Annotated in this window: 22 protein-coding genes; 18 read left to right on the top strand and 4 right to left on the bottom strand. The window is 55.2% G+C overall.

Annotation, left to right across the window (positions count from 1 at the left end; genetic code table 11):
* Positions 1-55: 55 nt before the first annotated feature.
* The 3 genes from CQ011_RS14440 to CQ011_RS14430 form a co-directional block, all read right to left on the bottom strand.
* Positions 56-1,189: an L-talarate/galactarate dehydratase gene (locus tag CQ011_RS14440; RefSeq protein WP_105678409.1), complete on the bottom strand. Its 1,134-nt coding sequence runs from the start codon at positions 1,187-1,189 to the stop codon at positions 56-58.
* Positions 1,190-1,371: 182 nt separating this feature from the next.
* Positions 1,372-2,058 (bottom strand): SDR family oxidoreductase, encoded by a 687-nt coding sequence (locus tag CQ011_RS14435; protein WP_105678408.1) that lies wholly within the window; start codon positions 2,056-2,058, stop codon positions 1,372-1,374.
* A gap of 137 nt (positions 2,059-2,195) precedes the next feature.
* Complete coding sequence (locus tag CQ011_RS14430; protein WP_105678407.1) at positions 2,196-3,188, bottom strand: 2-hydroxyacid dehydrogenase; 993 nt, start codon at positions 3,186-3,188, stop codon at positions 2,196-2,198.
* 269 nt (positions 3,189-3,457) lie between these two features.
* Between CQ011_RS14430 and CQ011_RS14425 the strand changes: the two genes are divergently transcribed.
* The 13 genes from CQ011_RS14425 (at position 3,458) to CQ011_RS14365 (ending at position 14,792) form a co-directional block, all read left to right on the top strand.
* Positions 3,458-5,050, top strand: a complete 1,593-nt coding sequence (locus tag CQ011_RS14425) for an ABC transporter substrate-binding protein (protein WP_286161214.1) — start codon at positions 3,458-3,460, stop codon at positions 5,048-5,050.
* A 66-nt stretch (positions 5,051-5,116) separates the two neighbouring features.
* Positions 5,117-6,151 carry an ABC transporter permease gene (locus CQ011_RS14420; RefSeq protein ID WP_105678406.1) on the top strand — a complete coding sequence of 345 codons (1,035 nt, stop codon included), beginning with the start codon at positions 5,117-5,119 and terminating at the stop codon, positions 6,149-6,151.
* A 9-nt stretch (positions 6,152-6,160) separates the two neighbouring features.
* Positions 6,161-7,135, top strand: a complete 975-nt coding sequence (locus tag CQ011_RS14415) for an ABC transporter permease (protein WP_105678405.1) — start codon at positions 6,161-6,163, stop codon at positions 7,133-7,135.
* Positions 7,132-8,199 carry an ABC transporter ATP-binding protein gene (locus tag CQ011_RS14410; RefSeq protein WP_353616176.1) on the top strand — a complete coding sequence of 356 codons (1,068 nt, stop codon included), beginning with the start codon at positions 7,132-7,134 and terminating at the stop codon, positions 8,197-8,199. Before CQ011_RS14415 ends, CQ011_RS14410 begins: the two co-directional genes overlap by 4 nt.
* On the top strand, positions 8,196-9,269 hold the full coding sequence (locus CQ011_RS14405; protein WP_105678404.1) for an ABC transporter ATP-binding protein: 1,074 nt from the start codon (positions 8,196-8,198) through the stop codon (positions 9,267-9,269). Before CQ011_RS14410 ends, CQ011_RS14405 begins: the two co-directional genes overlap by 4 nt.
* Before the next feature lie 178 nt (positions 9,270-9,447).
* Positions 9,448-9,765 (top strand): bifunctional 3-phenylpropionate/cinnamic acid dioxygenase ferredoxin subunit, encoded by a 318-nt coding sequence (locus CQ011_RS14400; protein WP_286161213.1) that lies wholly within the window; start codon positions 9,448-9,450, stop codon positions 9,763-9,765.
* On the top strand, positions 9,766-10,911 hold the full coding sequence (locus CQ011_RS14395; RefSeq protein WP_105678403.1) for an NAD(P)/FAD-dependent oxidoreductase: 1,146 nt from the start codon (positions 9,766-9,768) through the stop codon (positions 10,909-10,911).
* Positions 10,908-12,164 (top strand): MFS transporter, encoded by a 1,257-nt coding sequence (locus CQ011_RS14390; protein WP_105678402.1) that lies wholly within the window; start codon positions 10,908-10,910, stop codon positions 12,162-12,164. The genes CQ011_RS14395 and CQ011_RS14390 overlap by 4 nt, the downstream gene beginning before the upstream one ends.
* 42 nt (positions 12,165-12,206) lie before the next feature.
* The gene (locus CQ011_RS14385; protein ID WP_286161212.1) at positions 12,207-12,656 is read left to right on the top strand and encodes a DedA family protein; all 450 of its coding nucleotides are present in this window, start codon (positions 12,207-12,209) and stop codon (positions 12,654-12,656) included.
* Positions 12,657-12,742: 86 nt separating this feature from the next.
* Complete coding sequence (locus CQ011_RS14380) at positions 12,743-13,231, top strand: Lrp/AsnC family transcriptional regulator (protein WP_105678400.1); 489 nt, start codon at positions 12,743-12,745, stop codon at positions 13,229-13,231.
* Between the two features lie 236 nt (positions 13,232-13,467).
* The gene (locus CQ011_RS14375) at positions 13,468-13,707 is read left to right on the top strand and encodes a hypothetical protein (RefSeq protein ID WP_105678399.1); all 240 of its coding nucleotides are present in this window, start codon (positions 13,468-13,470) and stop codon (positions 13,705-13,707) included.
* A gap of 348 nt (positions 13,708-14,055) precedes the next feature.
* Positions 14,056-14,436, top strand: a complete 381-nt coding sequence (locus CQ011_RS14370) for a hypothetical protein (protein WP_105678398.1) — start codon at positions 14,056-14,058, stop codon at positions 14,434-14,436.
* Positions 14,437-14,603: 167 nt separating this feature from the next.
* A complete protein-coding gene (locus CQ011_RS14365) occupies positions 14,604-14,792 on the top strand; it encodes a hypothetical protein (RefSeq protein WP_105678397.1) in 189 nt (62 codons plus the stop codon).
* A gap of 214 nt (positions 14,793-15,006) precedes the next feature.
* On the opposite strand, the gene CQ011_RS14360 is transcribed toward CQ011_RS14365, so the two are convergent.
* Positions 15,007-15,660 carry a TetR/AcrR family transcriptional regulator gene (locus CQ011_RS14360; RefSeq protein ID WP_105678531.1) on the bottom strand — a complete coding sequence of 218 codons (654 nt, stop codon included), beginning with the start codon at positions 15,658-15,660 and terminating at the stop codon, positions 15,007-15,009.
* 105 nt (positions 15,661-15,765) lie between these two features.
* Here CQ011_RS14360 and CQ011_RS14355 point away from each other — a divergent pair, with 105 nt between their 5' ends.
* The 5 genes from CQ011_RS14355 to CQ011_RS14335 all read left to right on the top strand — a co-directional run bounded on the left by CQ011_RS14355 (position 15,766) and on the right by CQ011_RS14335 (position 21,293).
* Complete coding sequence (locus tag CQ011_RS14355) at positions 15,766-17,178, top strand: flavin monoamine oxidase family protein (protein ID WP_105678530.1); 1,413 nt, start codon at positions 15,766-15,768, stop codon at positions 17,176-17,178.
* Between the two features lie 2 nt (positions 17,179-17,180).
* The gene (locus CQ011_RS14350) at positions 17,181-18,038 is read left to right on the top strand and encodes a universal stress protein (RefSeq protein ID WP_105678396.1); all 858 of its coding nucleotides are present in this window, start codon (positions 17,181-17,183) and stop codon (positions 18,036-18,038) included.
* Positions 18,039-18,113: 75 nt separating this feature from the next.
* Entirely contained in the window at positions 18,114-19,622 is a 1,509-nt protein-coding gene (locus CQ011_RS14345; protein ID WP_105678395.1) for an APC family permease, read from the top strand.
* A gap of 74 nt (positions 19,623-19,696) precedes the next feature.
* Positions 19,697-20,101 carry an arsenate-mycothiol transferase ArsC gene (locus CQ011_RS14340; protein WP_105678529.1) on the top strand — a complete coding sequence of 135 codons (405 nt, stop codon included), beginning with the start codon at positions 19,697-19,699 and terminating at the stop codon, positions 20,099-20,101.
* Entirely contained in the window at positions 20,052-21,293 is a 1,242-nt protein-coding gene (locus CQ011_RS14335) for an MFS transporter (protein WP_105678394.1), read from the top strand. Before CQ011_RS14340 ends, CQ011_RS14335 begins: the two co-directional genes overlap by 50 nt.
* Positions 21,294-21,296: the final 3 nt, after the last annotated feature.

Here is a 21,296-nt window from a genome sequence, read left to right as displayed (position 1 = left end):
AAAGAGTAAACGCCGATGCTCACACTTGGCGAGCATCGGCGTTTAGCGGGTGTTGCTAGGCAACGCCGAATTCAACCGAATCGGTGGTCCAAGCCCTGGCCTGATCGCTGAAGCTGAAGCCAAGACCCAGGCGGTTGGGAACGATCATGCGACCGTCCTTGGTTTCCAAACGTTCGTTAAACAGTGGATCCAACCAATCAAAGTGTTCCACCCATGCTTCGCGCGGGTAAGCGGCCGCAAGGTGAAGATGGATTTCCATGGCGAAGTGCGGAGCCAAGTCCAGTCCTGCCTGATCTGCCAGCGTGGCTAAACGCAGGAACTGGGTGATTCCTCCGACGCGTGGCGCATCGGGCTGAATGATGTCGCAGGCACGCGTTGCAATCAGTCGTTCGTGTTCGGCAACGGAAGCAAGCATTTCACCGGTGGCAATGGGAGTATCTAAAGCAGCGGCGAGCGCCGCGTGGCCCTCGGCATCATAAGCGTCTAGGGGCTCTTCAATCCATACCAGGTCAAATTGTTCAAGCTTTCGTCCCATGCGCAGCGCGGTGGAACGATCCCACTGCTGGTTGGCGTCAACCATCAGCGGGAAATCTGGACCAATATGTTCGCGCACTGCGGCCACGCGGCGCAAGTCCTCCGCGCTGTCGGGCAGTCCGACCTTGATCTTGATGCCGCCGATACCTGCTTCAATGGATTGGCTTGCGCGTTCCTTGACCTCTTCGATGCTGGCATTCAAAAAGCCGCCAGAGGTGTTGTACGTGCGAACGGAATCGCGGTGAGATCCGAGGAACCTGGCCAGCGGAAGCCCTGCGCGCTTAGATTTCAGGTCGTAAAGGGCGATGTCCAACGCTGCCAGCGCCTGCGTGGCTACGCCCGAGCGTCCGACCGAGGCTCCAGCCCAAAGCAGCTTGGTGTACAGCTTGGCGATGTCGTTAGGATCTTCGCCGATCATCGTCTGCGCGACTTCTTTGGCATGAGCGTATTGTGCGGGGCCACCGGCGCGTTTTGAGTAGGAGAAACCAATGCCTTCGAAACCCTGTTCCGTGCTGATCTCAGCAAAGAGGAAAATGACTTCGGTCATTGGCTTCTGACGACCGGTAAATACTTTCGCATCAGAAATCGGAGTAGCCAAAGGCAGGCGGGCAGTCGAAAGTTTGACGTGGCGGATGGCATCTGGCGTGTAATTCATGGTTTGAAAGCTCCTGACGGTCAAGTTCCCTGGTGGGACTTGGTATGTACTTATAATATAAGTTCCCAACTTGTCACACAAGTGGTTTGGTGAAGTTTCTGAGTTGCTTCGATACCGGCGGGTTAAAGCTCAGAGGACCGCTCGAAAAATCCGAGCGGTCCTCTGAAATGAAGCGGATGGAGTTAGCTGATGGCCTCGGTGATCGGGGTATTCCCATCATAGAAATTCACTGTTTGCTTGATGGCTGCGTCTTTGGCCACCACATGGGTGACGACGTCGGCAACGGTCTCTCGGGCGGTATTTCCCTCGTCGTTTTCTGGGGCACGACCATGAATGTTGCCTACTTCATCGGCCAGCGTGACGCGCGCAGTTGATTGGTCCAAGGTCAATAGACCTGGGCCGAGGATGGTGAAGTCCAGATCGGTGGCGCGCAGGAACGCATCAGCATCATGCTTGGCCTTGGCATAGGTGTAGAAGGAGTTGTCCTTCTCTAGGCTGTTTATGTCAACAGATGCGCGCGCATAGGAGACCATGACAAAACGCTTTACACCGGCCTGCTCTGCCGCCTTCATGGTGCGCACTGCGGCTTCGTAATCTACCGCGAGGGTGCGCTCGGGGCTTCCGCCACCGGCGCCGGCGGAAAAGACCACTGCCTTCGCACCGGCAAAGTGCTGGGCTAGGGAATCAACATCTGCTTGTTCGATGTCCAGAACTACTGGTGTCGCTCCTAGCGCGCTGATTTCCTCGCTATGTTCTGGGTTGCGAATCACCGACTCTACGCTCAGTCCATGACTTGCAAGTTTTGGGGCCGCAAGAAGTGCTACCTTCCCGTGTCCACCAATGATGACTACTCGATTTGCTTCGGACATATGCTGCTCTTTTCTCCTCGGTTGTCGTCTTTGGCACAACACCAAACGGTGACGCGATATTCCAGCTCATTACAGATCAAGGAATATATTGCGCCACCGCAAGTAATGTTCAGGCCAGTTAAAAGACGTATGGGACGTTAGGAGATAGGTGTAACCAAGGTGCCCTCGGTGAGGTACGAGCGAAGGTTTTCTAGCGTTACTGCCGCCATATCTGCGCGGGTCTCATGGGTTCCGCTTCCCAGATGCGGCAACAACACCACGTTTTCCAGTTCCAGTAATTCCTCCGGGACCGCTGGCTCGTGGGCAAACACATCAAGTCCGGCACCCGCGATCAGGTTGTTTTTAAGGGCGTTGACCAATGCGGGCTCATCGATGACAGTGCCGCGGGCAATATTGATTACGAAGCCTTGTGGGCCAACCTTGGCGAGCACGGTTGCATCCACGAGGTTTGCGGACTGCGGCCCGCCTGCCGCGGCGATGATCAGCACATCCGTGGCTTCAGCCAGTTCGCTGGCTGAGCGGTGGTAAGTATAAGCCGTATCAGTCTTCTCTGTACGGTTGTGATAGTGAATTTCGCAGCCGAAACTCTCAAGCCTGCTGGCGATGGCCTGGCCGATACGGCCCAAACCGAGAATTCCTACACGCTTTGAGCTGGCTCGCGTCGCTAACGGAAAATTCTCGCCACTAGCCCAAGAGCCCCTGCGGACAAAACGTTCGGCTGAGCTCAAAGAGCGGAGGGTCATTAGATAAAGTCCCAGCGCAGTGTCGGCCACACAGTCGGTTAATACATCCGGGGTATTGCTGAGTGGAATGCCGCGTTCGATGGCTTGGGCCACGTCGGTAGCGTCGTATCCCACTCCGAAGTTGATGATGGCTTCCAAATTTGGCAGGGCTTTCATCAATTCGGTATCGACCCCAACTTTGCCGGAACAGACGGCAATCCGAATGTCCTGACCATGTTCCTTGAGAAAAGTATCGCGTTGATCGCCGGCGCCCGGCAGAACCAGTGAATCGAATTCTTCACTCAGTGCCTGGGCGACGGTTGGATTGACCGGGCCCACGCGCACAATGGCGTTCCCGGCGATTGCTGAGCTGTTGCGTCGTGCGGACGCGCTGATATCAGTGGACATATGTGCATCGTATGAATGATCAACGATTCAAGTCCAACACTCAGATTGGATAGATCAATGCCCTTGGGGCATTGATTGAGCAACCGTCCCGGAATGTAGCGCTAGTCACATTCGCGTACTGGAGGGTAGAAACTGGCAACGGGGCCTAAGTTACGTTCTGGCACACCATCATCTCTTGACCACTCAACGGTGGCAGTCAAAGCTTTGGATACAGACAAGGTCACAAAGCACCACGACCACCTCACACTCGTATCCCGAAGGAAACAATGATGTTCAATTCGAATACCCCCATGCAGCGCGCACGGCGCATCTCCATGGCGGTCGCCGCCGGTGCACTGCTGAGCACCACCGCACTGGCAGGTTGCTCGGTCGCCAACTCTGAGGACGCAGCTGGGGGATCGGCGGCGCCGAGCGCAACCGTTAGCGACACCCTGCGCGTAGTACTTCAGCAGGAACCACCAACGCTCGAAGCCTGCGAATCAAACCTGACAAGCACCGGCGTAGTAGTTCGCTCGACCATCACCGAACCACTGATTGAACGCAATCCCACTAGCGGTGAACTGGAACCCAAGCTTGCCACCGAATGGTCCAGCGATGATGACACCACCTGGACGCTGAAGCTGCGCGAGGGAGTGAAATTCCATGACGGCTCGGACTTCACCGCAGAAGACGCCGCCGCCACCATCGAACGCGCGGTCAACTCAGATCTAGGCTGCAATGTCGAGGGCTACGTCTTTGGCGACGATGACCTTAAAGTCAAAGCGGTAAACGACACCACCATAGAGGTCACCGCAGCTAAGGCCGATCCGATTCTTCCGCTGCGTCTGTCCTTCCTCGAAGTGGTCCCAGCCGAAACCTCGGCCACCGAAAAGGTCCGCGAACCGATCGGAACAGGTCCCTACAAGCTCGACAAGTGGGACGCGGGCCAGAGCATCAATACCTCCGCCTTCGCGGACTACTGGGGCGAGGCCCCGGCATTCGCCAAAGCCAACTACCAGTGGCGTTCCGAAGGAAGTGTCCGTGCCGCGATGATCACCTCCGGCGAAGCAGATATCGCCACGGGTCTGAGCCCGGAAGACAATATCGGGGACTTGGGCGTCGCCTACCCGAACAATGAGACCGTTGCCCTGCGCATGCACAATGACAAGGCCCCCTTCACCGACATTAAGATCCGTCAGGCCGTGAACTACGCCATCGACAAGGAATCCATCGTCGCTTCGTTGTACGGCGGACGCGACAAGGTCGCCTCCCAGCTAGTACCAGAGGGCGTCGTCGGGCACAGCGACTCGCTGGAAGCTTGGCCATACGACCCAGAAAAAGCCAAGTCCCTCGTTGAAGAGGCCAAGGCCGCTGGCGTTGATACCTCGGCCCCGATCAGCCTGATCGTACGCACCGCGCAATTCCCGAAGATCGAAGAACTTGGCCAGGTCATCCAGGAACAGCTCTCCCAGGCAGGACTGAACGTCAAGCTGAAGATGCTAGAGACCAGCCAGCACCTGACTTACCAGGTCCGTCCGTTCCCCACCGATGACGAGGGTGCCATCTCCTTGATGATCCAGCACGGCAACCAGGCAGGTGACGCTGCCTTCACCGTGGACCAGTACATGACCACTAAGGGCGCTCAGTCCGCCTTCGGCACCCCGGAACTGGACAAGCTGATCGAGGAAGCTGATGCCTCCTCTGAAGCAGACCGTCAGGCGGCTTTTGAAAAAGTCTTCCAGTATCAGAATGACAACGTGGTGCAGTTCGCGCACATTTCCCACCAGACCGGCATGCTTGGCATCGCCAGTACCGTGAGCTACGAGCCGAACTCATCCTCGGGTGACGAGCTGCGTTTGGCAGAGGTCACCGCGGCTAAATAGCCAGAGCGCTCACTGGGCGTCAAGCGGAACCGACAATGACAAAACTTACCGAAAGTACACAGTTTAATGCTCACCTATCTGCGTAAAAGGATTATCTCTTCGGCCGTGCCGTTGCTGGTGGTCGTCGTGGGCGTGTTCGCACTTGCTCGCATGACGGGCAATCCAGCCGCGTTGTACCTGCCGCTGAACGCCACCGAAGCCATGCGTGAGGACTTCGCAATTCGCAATGGGCTGGATCAGCCGATCTGGGTGCAAATGGCCCAGTACTTCGGCGGGGTCTTGCGCTTTGATTTTGGTACCTCAATGCGCACCGGCGAAAGCGCAGCAGATATGGCGTTGCGGGCCTTCCCTGCAACATTGCAGCTTGCCGGCACCACGATGCTCATTGCCATCGTGCTGGCAGTTATTGTCGGTTCCGCCGCAGCACTGAATCCCAACGGAATCCTCGACAGGTTCTCAAGTTTCGTCTCCATGACGGCTGCCTCCATTCCGGATTTCTGGTTGGCTATTGTGGGCATCTGGGTCTTCGCCATTACGCTCGGTTGGGTTCCAACCTCCGGCGTGTTGGGCGCGGCGGCTTGGGTGCTTCCGGTTGCCACCTTGGTGATGAGACCTTTTGGAACACTGGTTCAAGTGGTGCGCGGAGCCATGGTTTCTTCGCTTTCCGAGCCTTATATCAAACTTGCCCGCTCCAAGGGAGCCACCCAATATCGTGTGGTCGGCGCGCACGCATTGCGAAATGCAGCGGCGCCAGGACTGACCGTGGCCGGAGACCTGACCGTCGGTCTGGTCAACGGAGCTGTGGTTGTTGAAACGATCTTTGGCTGGCCAGGTATCGGAAAGCTCATGATCGACTCAATCTTGCAACGCGACTTTGCCGTGCTCCAAGCCTGTGTACTGCTCACCGCGATAGCGATCTTTGTACTCAACATCCTCATAGATATTGGCTACGCATTGTTGGACCCACGGGTCCGGCCAAGTGCCGGTGCCCGTGGTCGCCGCAAGGCGCGCAACGAGCATCGCGGCCAAAACAACACGCCAGCTACCACTGGTACCCCGACTACCAGCGCTCCGGTTCCTACCGCCGCGATTGACGCTTAGGGCGAAGCCATGACACAAATTCAAGAAAAACCTGCAACGCAAAAAACGGTGAAGGCCAATGCGACGCAACGGCTGGGACGTCCGAGCATGTTCAGCATGCTGCTGCGTGACAAGTTCGCCACCGTGGCAGCTGTCATCCTCAGTTTCGTGATCCTGCTGGCCGTCTTTGGCCCGGTCCTCATGGGGGAGCTGGCCACCAAGCAGAACCTGATGTTCATGAACAAGGAGCCCTTCGACCTATCAAACGGTTGGGCCTATATTCTCGGATCCGATTCGTTGGGACGTTCAATGCTCGCCCGCATGGTCGTCGCCACGCAGACCACGTTGTTGGTTGCAGTTCCCGCGGTGCTCATTGCACTATTGATTGGCTCACTCTGGGGAGTCTGGGCTGGATACCACCGCGGTCGGCGCGAGAGCATTTCAATGCGCATTGCCGATATCATCATGTCCTTCCCTTCGCTGTTGCTTGCGGTAGTCGTGCTCTTCGTCTTCAGCCCGTCGGCTGCAAATATCGTGTTGATCTTGGCCATTACCCGAATCCCTATTTACATGCGTACAGCCCGTGCCGAATCGGCCGAACTGCAATCACGAACCTTCGTTGATGCCGCGCGGACATTCGGCACCAAGCCAAACGCCATCATTGCCCGTCACGTAATCCCCGTGGTCACCCCGACTCTCTTGACGCTGGCAACACTTGAGTTCTGTTTTGTGATGCTCGCCGAATCTTCGTTGTCATTTCTTGGCATTGGTATCCAGCCGCCGGATGTCTCCTGGGGCCTGATGGTTGCTCAGGGGCGCCAGTACTTGCAGACCGCCTGGTGGTTATCGATTCTTCCGGGATTGGCCATCGTGGTCACCGCCGTCGCAGCAAATATGCTTGCCGCGTGGATGCGCATCGCAACCGATCCAGCACAACGTTGGCGTTTGACTCTTGATAAGCAGACCAAGAAATCCCTCACCACAGTAATCAAGGACACCAAATGATGACCGAGATGCGTGAACCCACAGCAGACAAGGCAACCGCGAACGATACGGTACTTGAAGTGACTGGACTCGATGTAGATATCCGCACCCCGCGCGGAACCGTGCGGGTAGTCAGCCAGGTCAGCTTCACCGCACGTCGGGGTCGCACGCTGGCCTTGCTCGGCGAATCCGGCTGCGGCAAATCCATGACTGCGAAGGCCATCGCCGGTCTCTTGGACCCAGTGGCCTCGGTATCCGCAGGACGCGCCGAACTAAATGGTGTGGACCTGAACCAGATGACGGCCAAACAGCGTCGCGCCGTTGCCGGCCCCGGCCTGGGCATCGTTTTCCAAGATGCGCTGACAGCATTGAACCCGGTGTACACCATCGGTGCGCAGCTGGGTGAATCGTTCCGTATCCACCGCGGCGCAAACAAGAAACAAGCCAAAGCCGAAGCTATTGATTTGATGAGAAGGGTCGGTATCCCGGAGCCCGAAACAAGAGTGAATTCCTACCCGCATCAGTTCTCCGGCGGCATGAGGCAAAGAATTCTGATTGCCATGGCCGTAGCGCTCAGCCCGCAGCTGCTGATCGCCGACGAACCAACGACTGCCTTGGATGTCACCGTCCAAGCGCAAATCATGGCGCTATTGCACAAGCTACGTACCGAGGACCATATGGCGGTAGTGCTAATCACCCATGACCTGGCCGTCGTGGCGGAAGAAGCAGATGAGGTGTGCGTGATGTACGCCGGAAACGTGGTGGAACAGGGCCCGGTGGACACGGTATTTTCAAATCCTACGCACCCTTACACGAAGGGACTACTGGATTCGGTACCTTCCGATGCGCAGCGTGGTGAGGGGCTGTCATCTATTCCAGGAAGTCCACCTGAATTGAACAAGATACCTTCGGGGTGTGTCTACCAAGAGAGGTGCCCGCTAGTCAGCGCCATTTGCCGTGAGGAGCGGCCAGTATTGCGTGAGACCGGCGTGGCGCAGCGAGCTGCCTGCCATTTCTCGGAAAAGGTATCTTCGGCAAAGGTCAGCACCGAACTGGCAAACTCATTTGAGGAGGAAAACCGGTGAATACAACACCTGGCGGTAACGCCGAAAACGTGCTGGAAGTCAAAGATCTGAGTAAGACCTTCCATGTTTCTGCCGGTGCAGCGGGCACCAAGGAACTTCGTGCCCTGGACGGAATCAATCTCACGGTGCGCAAGGGAGAAACTCTTGGTCTAGTCGGTGAGTCGGGATGCGGCAAATCAACTCTGGCTCGAACGCTGATGATGCTCGAACAACCGGATTCCGGAACCGTGAGGTTTGAAGGGCAAGATCCATTTGGCCTGCGTGGTAAGGAACTACTCAAATGGCGCCGCCGCGTGCAGATGGTGTTTCAAGATCCGTTCGCGTCGCTCAACGCTCGAATGACCGCCGGACAAATTATCAGTGAACCGTTCGCCACGCATAAAGACATGCATCGGGGCACCGCCGCGAAGACGAAGCGGCTCAACGAGCTTCTTGACCTGGTGGGTCTGCGTGCCACCGATGCCTCGAAATCTCCGCAGGAATTCTCCGGTGGACAGCGTCAGCGTATTGGTATCGCCCGCGCGTTGGCGTTGGACCCGGATTTGATCATTCTTGACGAGCCGGTCTCAGCGTTGGACCTTTCGGTACAGGCCCAGGTGCTGAATTTGCTCAACGATCTACAACGGGAGCTGGGCGTAAGCTACATTTTCATCTCCCACGACCTGTCGGTAGTCCGACACGTTACCGACCGGGTCGCCGTGATGTATCTTGGCCGCATTATTGAAACTGGTACCACCGAACAAGTCTTTGATTCCCCGTTGCACCCATACACTGCTTCGCTGATGTCGGCGTCTCCCAAGCTTGATCCGGCCCAACGTCCGGTACAGCGCATCGTATTACAAGGTGAACTTCCGTCGCCCTTGGATCCGCCATCCGGATGCCGCTTCCGGACACGTTGCTGGAAGGCCCAGCCGATTTGTAGCGCCGAACGTCCTGAAAAGATGACGAGAAATGAATCAGGCAAGATCGTCTTGGGCATGCCAGGGGTGGGACTAGATAATGCGGAGCATCTGGCTGAATGCCATTTTCCGGTGAGTAACCCGGCAGAAGCTGGTTTGGTCCGGACCTAACAAACCCTGAGTGCTACGCGCTTGCTTGGAACCCCTGAGTGTTTTTCCTGACGGTTCCAAGCAAGCGCACGGTTAACACAATGGGGTGATGATTCGGCTCATGACCTCTCAGATAGGACAGTGGGCACCAACAGTGACAAGATGGTTCCAGACGTTTAACAACATCAAAGGAGTCATCGTGAGCTACAAGGTAGGCCCTGCAGACGAGCTATCCGAAGGCGAAGCCTTACTAGTTCGCGCCAGTGAAAGTGGTGCCAGCGAGGACATTGCGGTGTTCCATGCCGAAGATGGCAACTTCTATGCGTTGCAGGATGAGTGCACCCACGAGGTTGCATCACTTTCCGATGGCTGGATTGAAGGCTGTGAAGTTGAATGTCCAATACATTCCTCCAGCTTTGATCTGCGTACCGGAAAGGTGCAATGCATGCCAGCCACCGTAGATGCACGTACCTACAAAGTTGCCGTAGTAGACGGAAATTTGGAGCTAGATATCTAAATGCCGTCCGTACACATTGTCGGCGGCGGTGTTGCCGGGTTTACCCTTGCCCGCGAATTAGTGAGTAAAGGGTATGCCGGGAACATCAAAATCAGTGACCCCGAGGGCTTGCCCTATGACCGGCCACCGCTGAGCAAATCCTTGCAGCGTGAGTACTTCGTGCCACCAACTTGGTTCGCAGAACACGGCGTCTCGCTGATTGAAGAAATTGTTACCGAACTAGAAATACCCAGTTCTCCGGATGAGTGGGTAGTTCTAGCTACCGGAACCACGCCCAAGAAACTGCAAGTACCCGGTGCACAGCATGCCCGCAGCCTGCATACTGCTGCGGATGCCTCTGCACTTTCGGCCACCTTGGAAGACGGCATGTTCGGACAACGAGCCGTGATCATCGGAGCAGGGCTGGTCGGAGCGGAATTCGCCTCCACAGCCAAAATGCTCGGCGCTCAGGTCACACTCGTTTCAAACTCGTCCGCTCCGCTGTCCAAAGTGTTGGGTGCAGAAATGGCGACCGCGTTGCATGCGGAGCATTCCCGCCATGGGATTACCGTATTGTCTGGAACTCCTACGCAGCTCGGCCCGGACTACGCAGTGGTCGATGGGGAACGTATCGAGGCAGCAATTCTTGTCGCTGCCATTGGGGTTGAACCCGAAACTACCCTCGCACAAGCACTGGGGCTAGAAATCAACGATGGAATTATCGTTGATGAACAGTTACGCACCACTGAGCACAGCCAGGTCTTGGCTATTGGGGACGCGGCAAGAATCAAGGATCACTCCCGTGCAGTGCACTGGGAAGGTGCCATGGAAGACGCTGCGATTGCCGCGGCTACCATCATGGGCGGCGAAGCTCGCAAACATTCGGTGCCATGGTTCTGGTCTGATAGGCACGACAGCCATATTGAAGCGGTGGGGGATTTTTCCCAAGCTGCGCAGCATGTGTCGCGATTGAACCGTCGCGGGCAGTTACAGGTACTTTTCGGTCTTAACGACGCAGGAAAATTGGTAGCCGCATCGATGATTGACGGTGGTCAGATGTCTAAAGCCGTCAAACGGCTCATCGCACGTGGCTACACACCGAGCATTGAAGAACTGCAAGATTCCAGTGTTGGCCCGCGTGACCTTGGACGGCAGGAACAGTCATGATTACGGAACGTAATTCGGGTATCCCCGAAGCTCTGCGGATCCCTACCAAACGTGTGGGGGTCGGCTGGATTGCAGCTGTTGTCACCGTTCATATTGGGATTAATGTTGGCTTCTTCGCACCGATTCAGGTCCTCCTTGGACTACACGCTCAACAGCTAGATGCCAGCCAGAAGGCAGCCATTCTTTCGCTCGTCACCGGTGTTGGTGCGGCTGTTTCTTTGGTGGCAAATCCACTTTTCGGGGCGTTGAGTGATCGGAGTACCTCGAAATTTGGCCGGCGTATTCCGTGGGTATTGTGCGGGACGGTGTGCGGAGCGTTAGCACTGCTACTCATGTCAACCGCCCAAACGGTAGGCATGTTGGTACTGGGCTGGGCACTGATGCAGGCAGCTGGCAATGCAGCCTTAGCCGCGATTTTTGCAGCCATCCCGGACAAGGTACCGGTGGAACAACGCGGCCTTGTCGGCGGAATGGTGGCGTTGGGACAAACCTGTGGCTCACTTATTGGTGCTGTCATTGGTATGTTTGCGGCCTCAGATCTGGTGTTCGGCTATGCGATTGTCGCAACGGCCGTAGCCCTTTGTGCGATTCCCTTTGTCTTACTACGACAGGATGTTCCGCTTCCAAAGGACGCGCTAGAACCGTTAAAGCCTATGGAGTTCGTCAAGAGCTTCTGGATCAACCCGATGCAGCACACAGATTTTGGGTGGGCCTGGCTTTCTCGTTTCCTGCTCTACTTGGGAAGCCAGCTGTGTTTGGTTTACCTGCTCTTTTTCTTGCAGGACAAGTTGCACCACCCAGAACCCGCCACCGGCGTGCTGGTCCTGACAGCGACCTACGCCTTTTGCGTGATTTTCTCCTCGGTGATTGCCGGACGACTCTCTGACAGGGATGGAAAACGTAAGAAATACGTGATCATCTCCTCGGTCATTGTGGCTGGCGCTGCATTGACCTTAGCCTTTGCGACTACCTTCACCACTGCGATCTTCGCTGCCGTCTTTCTCGGGGTTGGATTTGGCGCTTACCTCGCCGTCGACTTTGCCTTGCTTACACAGGTGCTGCCGTTCGAGGATTCGCGCGGTAAAGACCTGGGCATGATTAATATTGCGAACTCGCTGCCACAAGTGTTTGCTCCACTTATTGCTTGGCTTTCGGTGACGTGGCTAGGCGGTTATGCAACGTTATTCATGTGTTCAGCAGTGATCAGCCTGCTTGGTGCCGCGCTGGTCTTGAAAATCAAAAGCGTTCCGTAGCCGGTAATGACAATAAATTGGTTGGTAAATGAAGCACCTTTTATGGTGACCTTTACTTTCTTCTTCATTGGAGCAATGTTGCGTGGCAACGCGACCTACTGGGCGGGACGGGCTGTGGCGCGCGGAGTTGAGAATACCCGGTATCAAAAGATCTTGCACGGGGCTATGTATCAGCGTGCACAACGATTCATTGCTCGGTGGGGAATGCTCGCTGTCCCATTGTGCTTTCTTACTATCGGTATTCAATCCGCCGTGAACGCGACCGCCGGGGTGAGCCGCATGCCGTTGCGACGGTACCTTCCCGCGGTCACTGTGGGAGCGCTAGCTTGGGCACTGATATACACGACCATTGGTATGGCGGTATTTTATGCTTGGCTCTCACTGGAGTGGCCGTACCTTGTGGGAGGTGTTCTGCTCATTGCCGTCATTGTTATTCTAGTTTTTCGATTACGGCAGAGTAAGTCGCCGGCGGCGAAGTCAGGCGAGTCATAAATTTACTATGCTGTAGTTCTATCGCGTGGGAATCTCACGAGTTTTTCAAAGTCTAAAGATGTAGCAGTGAAAGCCGGTGCCACTTAATGCTGAACAGTCCTGCCTCCGGCGAAAAGCGCACGGCGCAACTCGACGAGTTAGACCGTCGTCTGTTGTCCTTGCTTTCAGAGAACTCGCGGCGAACCAATAATTCGTTGGCTGAGGAACTGGGTATTGCGGCTTCTACATGTCTGGCTCGACTGAACGGTTTGCGCGATTCGGGTGTTATTTCACGATTCACCATTGAGGTGAACCCCCAGGTCCTAGGCCGTGAGCTCGAAGCATTGATCTTCGTAAAAATCCGGCCAGGTGCAAGGCATCTGATGTCTACCTTTGCCTCGGAAATGAGGTCAAAGCCCGGGGTGCAGCAGTTATTCTTCCTGGGCGGAGCCGATGACTTCGTATTACATATTGCCGTCCGTAACTCAGCCGACGTCCGACAATTTGTGTTGGACAACCTGTCCGCCAACCCTGCGGTGGCGACCACTCAAACATCCCTAGTCTTCGAACATAGCCACGGAACTGACGAGTACTAGTCCCCGGGATCGATCAAATTATTTGTATCTCGTCCCGTCATGCCGGTTGTCGAATGTCAGCTGACTACCTACAAATTCGTATTCTCTCACTAAAAGTATTTGACCTATTCGAATAAAAATGCTAAGATCAATGTTCTCTTCTGAGACAAGATGTGATGAGGCCCTGAATGGCTAGGGTCCTACGTTAACTATGACGGTCACCTTTCCGGTTGAGGTATGAGGAGGATGAGAAGGCAATGGGTATTGAAGTTACTCTACTAACCGCACTGGTCACCCTTACGGTATTAGCAGGTGCCAGTATCTATCTGGTTGCGAAGTATCGTCGGACGCATGCGTCGCAGATTCGCGAATCGCTAATGCGACAGGCAAGAAAGTACGCAGTTACGTCTCCGGATGAACTGACGAACCATGACTTGGCAGTGGCAATTCACGATGCTAAACGTGAAGGTAAACAAAGGCAGATGAAAGCCGCATAGCTCTTTAGCTCTAGTGCAGCATGATGAGGGCCGAAGGAATCGCAAGGTTCCTTCGGCCCTCATTTTGCATTTGGTTTCGTAGCGCCGCGTAGGCAATGGACGTTGTGTGGTGTGACTTGCCGTGGAATTAGCCAAAATCCCGCCAGCAACTAACGAATGAATGACATTTCATAATAGTTTTCATAAAATGACACAGGTCACCATTCTTATCGAATTTTATTGGAAATCATGCCGATTCAATCACAGCCTCCTGTGACCTTGTGAACGAATAAGGGGGTTCTGTATTAAAGAGAAAACTTTATGGGCTTTACTGGAATTACAGTGTTATTGAAACTTTAGGAGCAAACAATGGGTGCGATCCCTCTTGGCGAAGACATACTCTTGGCCCGCCATGGCGAGAGTATTATCAAATTCCGCCAGGATCGCAAGAACCGTTCGACGGTAGCCTACCTGCGTGGTGGCGAAATGGATTCGGCGTCCAACGTGATCACCGCGGGCGTTCTCAGCACCTCGGTGCGCACCCCGGTCCAGGCAATCAGTCAGGGAACGATGACCTACCTGAACAACGAGTACTCCGTTAGTCGCCAGGAAGTTCGCTCACTGGTCAAGGTGTCCCTCGGCTTCAGTGCAGTGATGGGGATTGTCTTTGGCGGACTGCTTCTAGCCCTATACAAGGTCGGTGGCAACGAAGCGATTGCCTCCCTTTCAAGCATGGGTGCAGCACTGTAGGCTCTCAAATTTTCTGACAACAAGGGCGAAACCATCTGGTTTCGCCCTTGTTGTCTATGGAGAACCAGAGTCCTTGTAGGTGAGCACTTTGAAGACGGGCTGGCAAGTCTCGTAATTTAAGTTTTCTGGGCATAGGATGGCGATAATCCTAGGGATTGGAGCCCAACATGCGTTTCGTCATGGAAGTAAATTTTGACTCCGAGAGTATGCAACTCAAGCCGCTGGAAGAGCTGCAGAAAATTCTCTCGGATTGGTCTAAAAATATTGCGCTTTACCCACTTGAAGCCGGTGCCCAAGAAGACATCCTCGACGCCGAAGGCGAAGAAGTTGGCGAGTGGGCGTTAGTAGAGGACTAATCCCGTTTCTTAGAGAAACGCCCAATCAAATAACCAATGAATAAGGTCATGCTGAGCACTGCCCAGAGCGGGGCGCTGGTATGAAATATCAGTAGTTCTACTCGAACATAATTTAGATTCTGCAAGATAAATATTAGTGCGATAATTCCCAGAACAATTGCAGTCCATTGTTTGGCAGAAAGTCGGCGGTTTCCTGTAGGGCGAGAATCTTGGCTCATGTAAGGTCTCGCGATGCTAGTAGTCCGGTCACTAGGGCGCGTAGTCCGCGTCCAAAAGAGTCGTCACTGGTGTTGACCCCAGTGGCGCGTTGCGCAGCCACTGCCTGAGTGAAGTGCGGGGTCGCCTCGCGGTGATTACTGGTATCAAAGATGTCGTGCGGTGCGCCGGTGTCCATTGACGATCCAAAGATGAAGGACTCTAGGGCCACGATTGTGGGAATCACTTCGGCTTCGGCCAGTCCATGGGTTTTCAGTGTTTCGGCCACATGCTCATACATTGCAATGGTGCGCGGGGAATTAGACACCGGTAGCACCGCGATGATCGGAATTAGCGGGATGTGCAACGCAAAAACGTTTCGGTAGCTCGTTGCCCATTGGATCAGCGCATCGTGAATCTCGAGTTTCCCAAACGCAGAGGTATCTACCTGAGCCATGACCAGTTCCTGGATCCATTGCAGTAGGTCATGTTTGGAATCGACATGGTTGTAGAGCGCCGAAGGGGATACCCCTAAAGATCGCGCGAGTTGCTGCATGGTCAGTGCATCGTAACCATCTTGGGAGACTAAGCTCAGCGCGTGCTCGGTAATGCGATCACGATTGAGTATGGCGGTGCGTGGCCTGCCGGCCCGTCGAGGACTCTCGGTACTCATTCCAATTTCCCCCTGACGTGGCATGCTTCACAAGAGCATCTTCGTACCCTATGCTATACGCAGAGGTAAATGAACCAAATTCATTTAGTGTTGAAGGGGATTATTGTGAAACAGATTGAACGCGACGTCGTCATTATCGGGGCCGGACCATCGGGTCTCACTGCCGCCTATGAACTGAAAAAGTGTGGGAAATCGGTGGCAGTCTTAGAAGCCCGCGACCGTGTCGGCGGACGTACCTGGAGCGAAGAAATGGAAGGGGCGACCATTGAAATTGGCGGGCAGTGGATTAGCCCGGACCAAACCGGCCTGTACTCGCTAATCAACGAACTAGGCATCGAAACCTTCGAGCGTTACAAGGAAGGCAAAAGCCTGTACCGCACTGCCGAGGGCGAAACCATTGCCTACGAAGGTGAAGACTTCCCAGTTGCACCTGGCACCGTGGCCGAGATGAACAAGCTGGTCCAGGTAATGAATGACCTCGCAGCACAAATGAATCCGGACACGCCGTGGGACCACCCACAGGCTAAAGAACTCGATATGATCTCCTTCCATCATTTCCTGCGCGAGCACAGCACCGATGACCTTGCCTGCGATAACGTGGGTCTATTTATCGCCGGGGGCATGCTGACCAAACCCGCCCACACCTTCTCGGCGCTCCAAGCGGTGCTCATGGCTTCCTCGGCTGGGTCCTTCGACAATCTTGTAGACGAAGACTTCATTCTTGACCGCCGTATCGTTGGCACCATGCAGGGCGTCTCCAAGACGGTGGCCGAACGCTTAGGCGATGACGTGTACCTGGAAAATCCGGTCCTTAAACTTGAATGGTCCGAAGATGGCGTGATCGCCCACGGCGCGACGGTGAGTGTCAAGGCTAAAAAAGCCGTGATTGCGGTTCCGCCGAACCTGTACTCACGTATCAGCTACGTTCCTGCGCTTCCACGCAAGCAACTGGTCACCCACCAGCACCAGTCCATGGGATTGGTCATCAAGGTACACGCAGTTTACGAGACACCTTTCTGGCGTGAAGCGGGACTTTCCGGAACCTGCTTCGGACCTAACTCAGTGGTCCAGGAACTCTACGACAACACCTACACCGGAGAAAGCACCGGCACCCTGGTCGGATTTATCTCCGATGTTGATGCTGACGCCATGTGGGAGCTAAGCGAAGAAGAGCGCAAATCGCAGATCCTGCAGGGAATTGCCGACTTCCTCGGCGATAAGGCTTTGGAACCTAAGGTCTTCTACCTCTCCGATTTTGGGGCCGAAGAATGGACCCGAGGCGCCTACGCCACCAGCTATGACCTTGGCGGCCTGGCTCGCTTTGGCTCAGTCCAGAACGACAATGTAGGACCGCTGTACTTCTCCTCTTCAGATCTTGCCGGTGAGGGCTACCAGCATGTGGATGGTGCGGTACGCATGGGACGACGTAGCGCTGCTCGAATCATTGCGCAGCTAGAGGGAAGCAGCTATGACGAAAGCTATGACGGTGTTGCTCCACTAGATAAGGTCAACGCCTAACCATGAACTTGCTTGTTGGATACACCGCAGATCAGCGTGGTGCCGAAGCACTAGAGCTGGCAGCGGCTCTAGTGCAGGGAACCGCAACGCCTAGCCTGACCATAGGAATCGTGGTGCCTGCAACGACACCCTTTAGCGCCATCTACCCGGGTGGCGACCATGGGTTCGACTCTATTCTCTCGGCCAAAGTTGATGAGTGGGCAGTTACCGCGCTAGCCCAAGTTCCACAAGGCGTCAGCGCCAAAGTGGTGGCTCGCTCCGTATCCTCGGTTGCCGAAGGCCTCATTGAGCTAGCCGAAGAGGTAGGCGCACATGGAATCGTCTTAGGTGGGCGCAAACGCCACCGTGCGGGATTTTTCATGCCCGGCGCGGTGGCAAACGCACTCCTACACGCTTCACCTGTTCCGGTATTCATGTCCAGTCCGCAGGCTCTTGCCTCGTTGCGCGCAGCGAACGGACAAATCACCCGAATGACAGCATTCGTTGGAGACCGTCCGGGAGCGCGCGAGGTCATTGCCAACGCGGCCAAGTTCGCCACGATCCGTAAGGTTGCACTACGCGTCGCGACGCTCGTTGCCGATAGTGACGTGTCGGATCCGGCTACCGAGCTTGATCCACATCTGGTGCGCACCAAAACGTTCCTCACGGAACTGACCGAGTCCATGGGGCTGCAGGCAAGTATCGAAGTGATTTCACGTCAGAGTTTGGATGAAGCCATTGACTCGTTGACTTGGGAAGCCGGAGAAATAGCAATTCTGGGTTCTTCCCGCTTGGCTGCTAGCCGTCGTCTCTTTGTCGGGGCCAAGGCCCAACGAATCCTCGGTAAGTTACACGTGCCCATGGCAGTGATACCGAACTAGACCATCGCGCGGGGATTACCCGTTTTCTTGGCGGACGCAGAAGTCTGCCGAGAATAAACCCAGAAGGTTAACACTATGTCGCAAGAACTGAAGCAGGAAACTGCCGAACAACCCGAGAGTGGACTGCACTCAAAGGGTTTGTCTACCGGCACCGTAGGAGTAGTCGGACTAGTAGTCATCGGCATCTCCTGCATTGCCCCGGCCTACACTTTGACCGCCGGGCTTGGCGCCACCGTGGCAGTGGTTGGTACGAGCCTTCCGGCCATTTTGCTCGCCGGTTTCATTCCGATGTTGCTGGTCGCTTTGGGCTACCGCGAGCTAAACAACGCGATGCCAGATTCTGGAACCTCATTTACCTGGGCCACCCGCGCCTTCGGACCGATGATCGGTTGGATGGGCGGTTGGGGACTTATTGCGGCCACCGTGATCGTCTTATCCAACCTTGCAGCAGTGGCGGTGGACTTCTTCTATATCCTCCTCGCCCAGCTCACCGGAAACCAAGCAATCGCCGACTTAACGAAAAACCTGTGGGTCAACATTCCCACCACGTTGGTCTTCATCGCGGCGGCCGCCTACATTTCCTATCGTGGGCTCAATGCCACCAAGGTGTTCCAGTACGTGCTGGTTGGTTTCCAAGTGGCGGTCTTGCTTCTCTTCGCGATCATGGCGTTCACCAGTAGTACCCCCTTTGACCGGACACCAATTAACTTAGACATGTTCAACCCGGCCTCGGTGGATTCATTCGCCGCCTTCGCCGCAGGTATTTCCCTGTCAATCTTTGTTTTCTGGGGCTGGGATGTCACGCTAACCATGAACGAAGAAACCACCGACCCAGCCAAGGTTCCCGGACGTGGTGCAACGTGGACGGTCCTCGTCATCATCGCATTGTACCTAGCGGTATCTTTGGGCGTGCTGTACTGGGCCGGAGTCGGCCAAACCGGACTCGGCGCGGGTAACGAGGCAAACCAAGAATCAATTTTCGCGGTGCTCTCCGGACCTATTATGGGTCCACTAGCCATTCTGATGTCGTTGGCGATCCTTTCCTCCTCTGCGGCTTCGCTGCAGTCAACCATGGTTTCTCCGGCGCGTACCTTGCTGGCCATGGGATACTACAAGGCGTTGCCACCGAGCTTCGCAAAGATTTCCCCACGATTCATGTCGCCTTCTGTTGCCACGGTAGTCTCGGCCGCAGCCGCTGCGGTGTTCTACGTGGTGACCCGGTTGATCTCTGAAAATGCCCTGTGGGACACCATCACTGCGCTGGGACTCATGATCTGCTTCTACTACGGGATTACCGCACTAGCCTGTGTCTGGTATTTCCGCTCTGAGTTGTTTACCAGCGTCCGGAATTTCTTCTTCAAATTCCTTGCACCCCTCATTGGAGGTGTAGTGCTGCTGGTGATGTTCTTCAGCACCGCCATCGAATCAATGAATCCCGACTATGGTTCAGGATCCGCGATTGGTTCCGTGGGCATGGTCTTCATTCTGGGAATCGGGGTTTTGCTACTCGGAGTCGCAATCATGCTGTTCACCAAGTGGCGACATCCAGCCTTCTTCAGAGGAGAAACCATTAAGACCAGGTAGCTAGTAGCTCTTACTACGCTCAACAATTGTTATTGAACCACCCACTAACGCTCAGTGGGTGGTTCAATATGTTCATGGCTACTTCGGTTCTTTTTATCTGTTCTCGCAACGCAGGCAAGTCGCAAATGGCTGCAGCCTTGATGGACCTCGTCTCGGACGGCAAGGTGACCAGCTATTCGGCCGGGACAAACCCTGGCGCCGTGATCAATCACGAGGCTGCTGAATCGCTGGCCGAGGCCGGCGCAGATATGTCCGCAGGTATTCCCAAAGGCATTGACCCTGCACTATTGGACCAGGTGGACCGCGTAGTTATTCTGGGCAGCGAAGCGAATCCCAACATTAACGAAAACATTCCCACCGAACGCTGGGTCACCTATGAGCCAAGCGAGGACGGGGTGACGGGCTCCGAACGGATGAACCTAATCCGTGATGAAATCGCTGAGCGCGTACGCGAACTGTACCGCGAACTGGAGAAATAAGATCAGCGTTAGCAAAACGAAACAGAGCACTACCTCGTGGTGGCTTCCGGGAATCTGCCTGATTCTCACCGGATGGTGTGCTAACCAGTATGTTTCACTCATTAGCTGGTATCAGCAGCACCGTGAGCTCAGCGAATTTGAAGCAATGCTCGTGATGGGCAGCTATCTGCTCGGAATGATTCCGACGCTACTGCTGGGTGGACCGCTAGCCGACAAATTTGGCCGCAAGCCCTTCACGCTCCTAGCTTTGACCGCCTCCACGCTCGGCTCGCTCAGCATGATGTTCGGGGTGATTCACGACTCTGGGTTATATGCCGGACGAGTGTTTACCGGAATGGGCATGGGGCTAGCCATGGTGGCGGTGACCAGCTGGGTTAAAGTACTTAGCGCGGGACCTGCAGGAGCAACCCGAGCGGCGCTGTGCACGTCTGCAGGGTTTGCCATTGGCCCAATGATCTCCGGAAGTATTGTGGGCGTGAGCGCCAGTCCGGAACTCGCCTATGGAATTCACGCCGTAGCTGCGCTCTCGTGGTTATTTCTTATCACCAGGGTCAAGGAAGAAAAGCCGGTTCAGGACAGTAAGTCTGGGACCGTGACCACACCCGAGAACCTCAAACGTTTTAAACTCGTGGTGCTTCCCGCAGCTCCATGGGTGTTCGGGCTAGCAGCAAGCGGTTTTGCTATCGTTCCCGCATTGAGTTCGGCAGCAGGTCAGTCATCGTTGTTTTTCACTACTGCCGCGGTCGTGATCACCATGGGGATGGGCGTACTGGTCCAGCCCTTGGCCAAACGCTATAACAACACCAGCAAGGTCAACGTATTGATGGCGGGGCTGCTTCTCTCGGTGTTGGCGTTCGCATTGATGATCCTGGTGTATCTCAGCGGATCTGAAGCGCTGGGCTATGTAGCCTTCATCGTTTCGGGTTCGGCCAACGGAGTGTTGCTGGTCGCCGGACTTAGCCAGGTACTTGACCTTGCGGGGTCTGGGGAAATCGGAAAACTTACCGGCCGGTTTTATGCGGTGTGCTTTATCGGATTTAGCTTCCCGACGCTCTTTGCCATGTGGCGACCGTTTGCGGATCCCCTCTGGTTTATCTCGTTACTTATCGGGCTTTGTCTATTGAGCATGGTTTGCGTCTTTGCTGCCCGTAAGCATCTGCCAGCACGGACCTTAGATCTGGTGCAGGGCTAGAAA

Source organism: Arthrobacter sp. MYb213, from assembly GCF_002979915.1.
GTDB lineage: Bacteria > Actinomycetota > Actinomycetes > Actinomycetales > Micrococcaceae > Glutamicibacter.
This window is presented reverse-complemented; position numbering and strand designations above follow the sequence as displayed.

What these genes read in the sequence shown, in the direction of transcription:
- CQ011_RS14425 (WP_286161214.1), top strand. Translation starts at nt 3,458, where the DNA reads ATGTTCAATTCGAATACCCCCATGCAGCGCGCACGGCGCATCTCCATG.
- CQ011_RS14370 (WP_105678398.1), top strand. Translation starts at nt 14,056, where the DNA reads ATGGGTGCGATCCCTCTTGGCGAAGACATACTCTTGGCCCGCCATGGC.
- CQ011_RS14390 (WP_105678402.1), top strand. Translation starts at nt 10,908, where the DNA reads ATGATTACGGAACGTAATTCGGGTATCCCCGAAGCTCTGCGGATCCCT.
- CQ011_RS14430 (WP_105678407.1), bottom strand. Translation starts at nt 3,188, where the DNA reads ATGTCCACTGATATCAGCGCGTCCGCACGACGCAACAGCTCAGCAATC.
- CQ011_RS14350 (WP_105678396.1), top strand. Translation starts at nt 17,181, where the DNA reads ATGAACTTGCTTGTTGGATACACCGCAGATCAGCGTGGTGCCGAAGCA.
- CQ011_RS14335 (WP_105678394.1), top strand. Translation starts at nt 20,052, where the DNA reads ATGAAATCGCTGAGCGCGTACGCGAACTGTACCGCGAACTGGAGAAAT.
- CQ011_RS14420 (WP_105678406.1), top strand. Translation starts at nt 5,117, where the DNA reads ATGCTCACCTATCTGCGTAAAAGGATTATCTCTTCGGCCGTGCCGTTG.
- CQ011_RS14380 (WP_105678400.1), top strand. Translation starts at nt 12,743, where the DNA reads ATGCTGAACAGTCCTGCCTCCGGCGAAAAGCGCACGGCGCAACTCGAC.
- CQ011_RS14415 (WP_105678405.1), top strand. Translation starts at nt 6,161, where the DNA reads ATGACACAAATTCAAGAAAAACCTGCAACGCAAAAAACGGTGAAGGCC.
- CQ011_RS14365 (WP_105678397.1), top strand. Translation starts at nt 14,604, where the DNA reads ATGCGTTTCGTCATGGAAGTAAATTTTGACTCCGAGAGTATGCAACTC.
- CQ011_RS14440 (WP_105678409.1), bottom strand. Translation starts at nt 1,189, where the DNA reads ATGAATTACACGCCAGATGCCATCCGCCACGTCAAACTTTCGACTGCC.
- CQ011_RS14385 (WP_286161212.1), top strand. Translation starts at nt 12,207, where the DNA reads ATGGTGACCTTTACTTTCTTCTTCATTGGAGCAATGTTGCGTGGCAAC.
- CQ011_RS14410 (WP_353616176.1), top strand. Translation starts at nt 7,132, where the DNA reads ATGATGACCGAGATGCGTGAACCCACAGCAGACAAGGCAACCGCGAAC.
- CQ011_RS14345 (WP_105678395.1), top strand. Translation starts at nt 18,114, where the DNA reads ATGTCGCAAGAACTGAAGCAGGAAACTGCCGAACAACCCGAGAGTGGA.
- CQ011_RS14435 (WP_105678408.1), bottom strand. Translation starts at nt 2,058, where the DNA reads ATGTCCGAAGCAAATCGAGTAGTCATCATTGGTGGACACGGGAAGGTA.
- CQ011_RS14375 (WP_105678399.1), top strand. Translation starts at nt 13,468, where the DNA reads ATGGGTATTGAAGTTACTCTACTAACCGCACTGGTCACCCTTACGGTA.
- CQ011_RS14360 (WP_105678531.1), bottom strand. Translation starts at nt 15,660, where the DNA reads ATGAGTACCGAGAGTCCTCGACGGGCCGGCAGGCCACGCACCGCCATA.
- CQ011_RS14340 (WP_105678529.1), top strand. Translation starts at nt 19,697, where the DNA reads ATGGCTACTTCGGTTCTTTTTATCTGTTCTCGCAACGCAGGCAAGTCG.
- CQ011_RS14395 (WP_105678403.1), top strand. Translation starts at nt 9,766, where the DNA reads ATGCCGTCCGTACACATTGTCGGCGGCGGTGTTGCCGGGTTTACCCTT.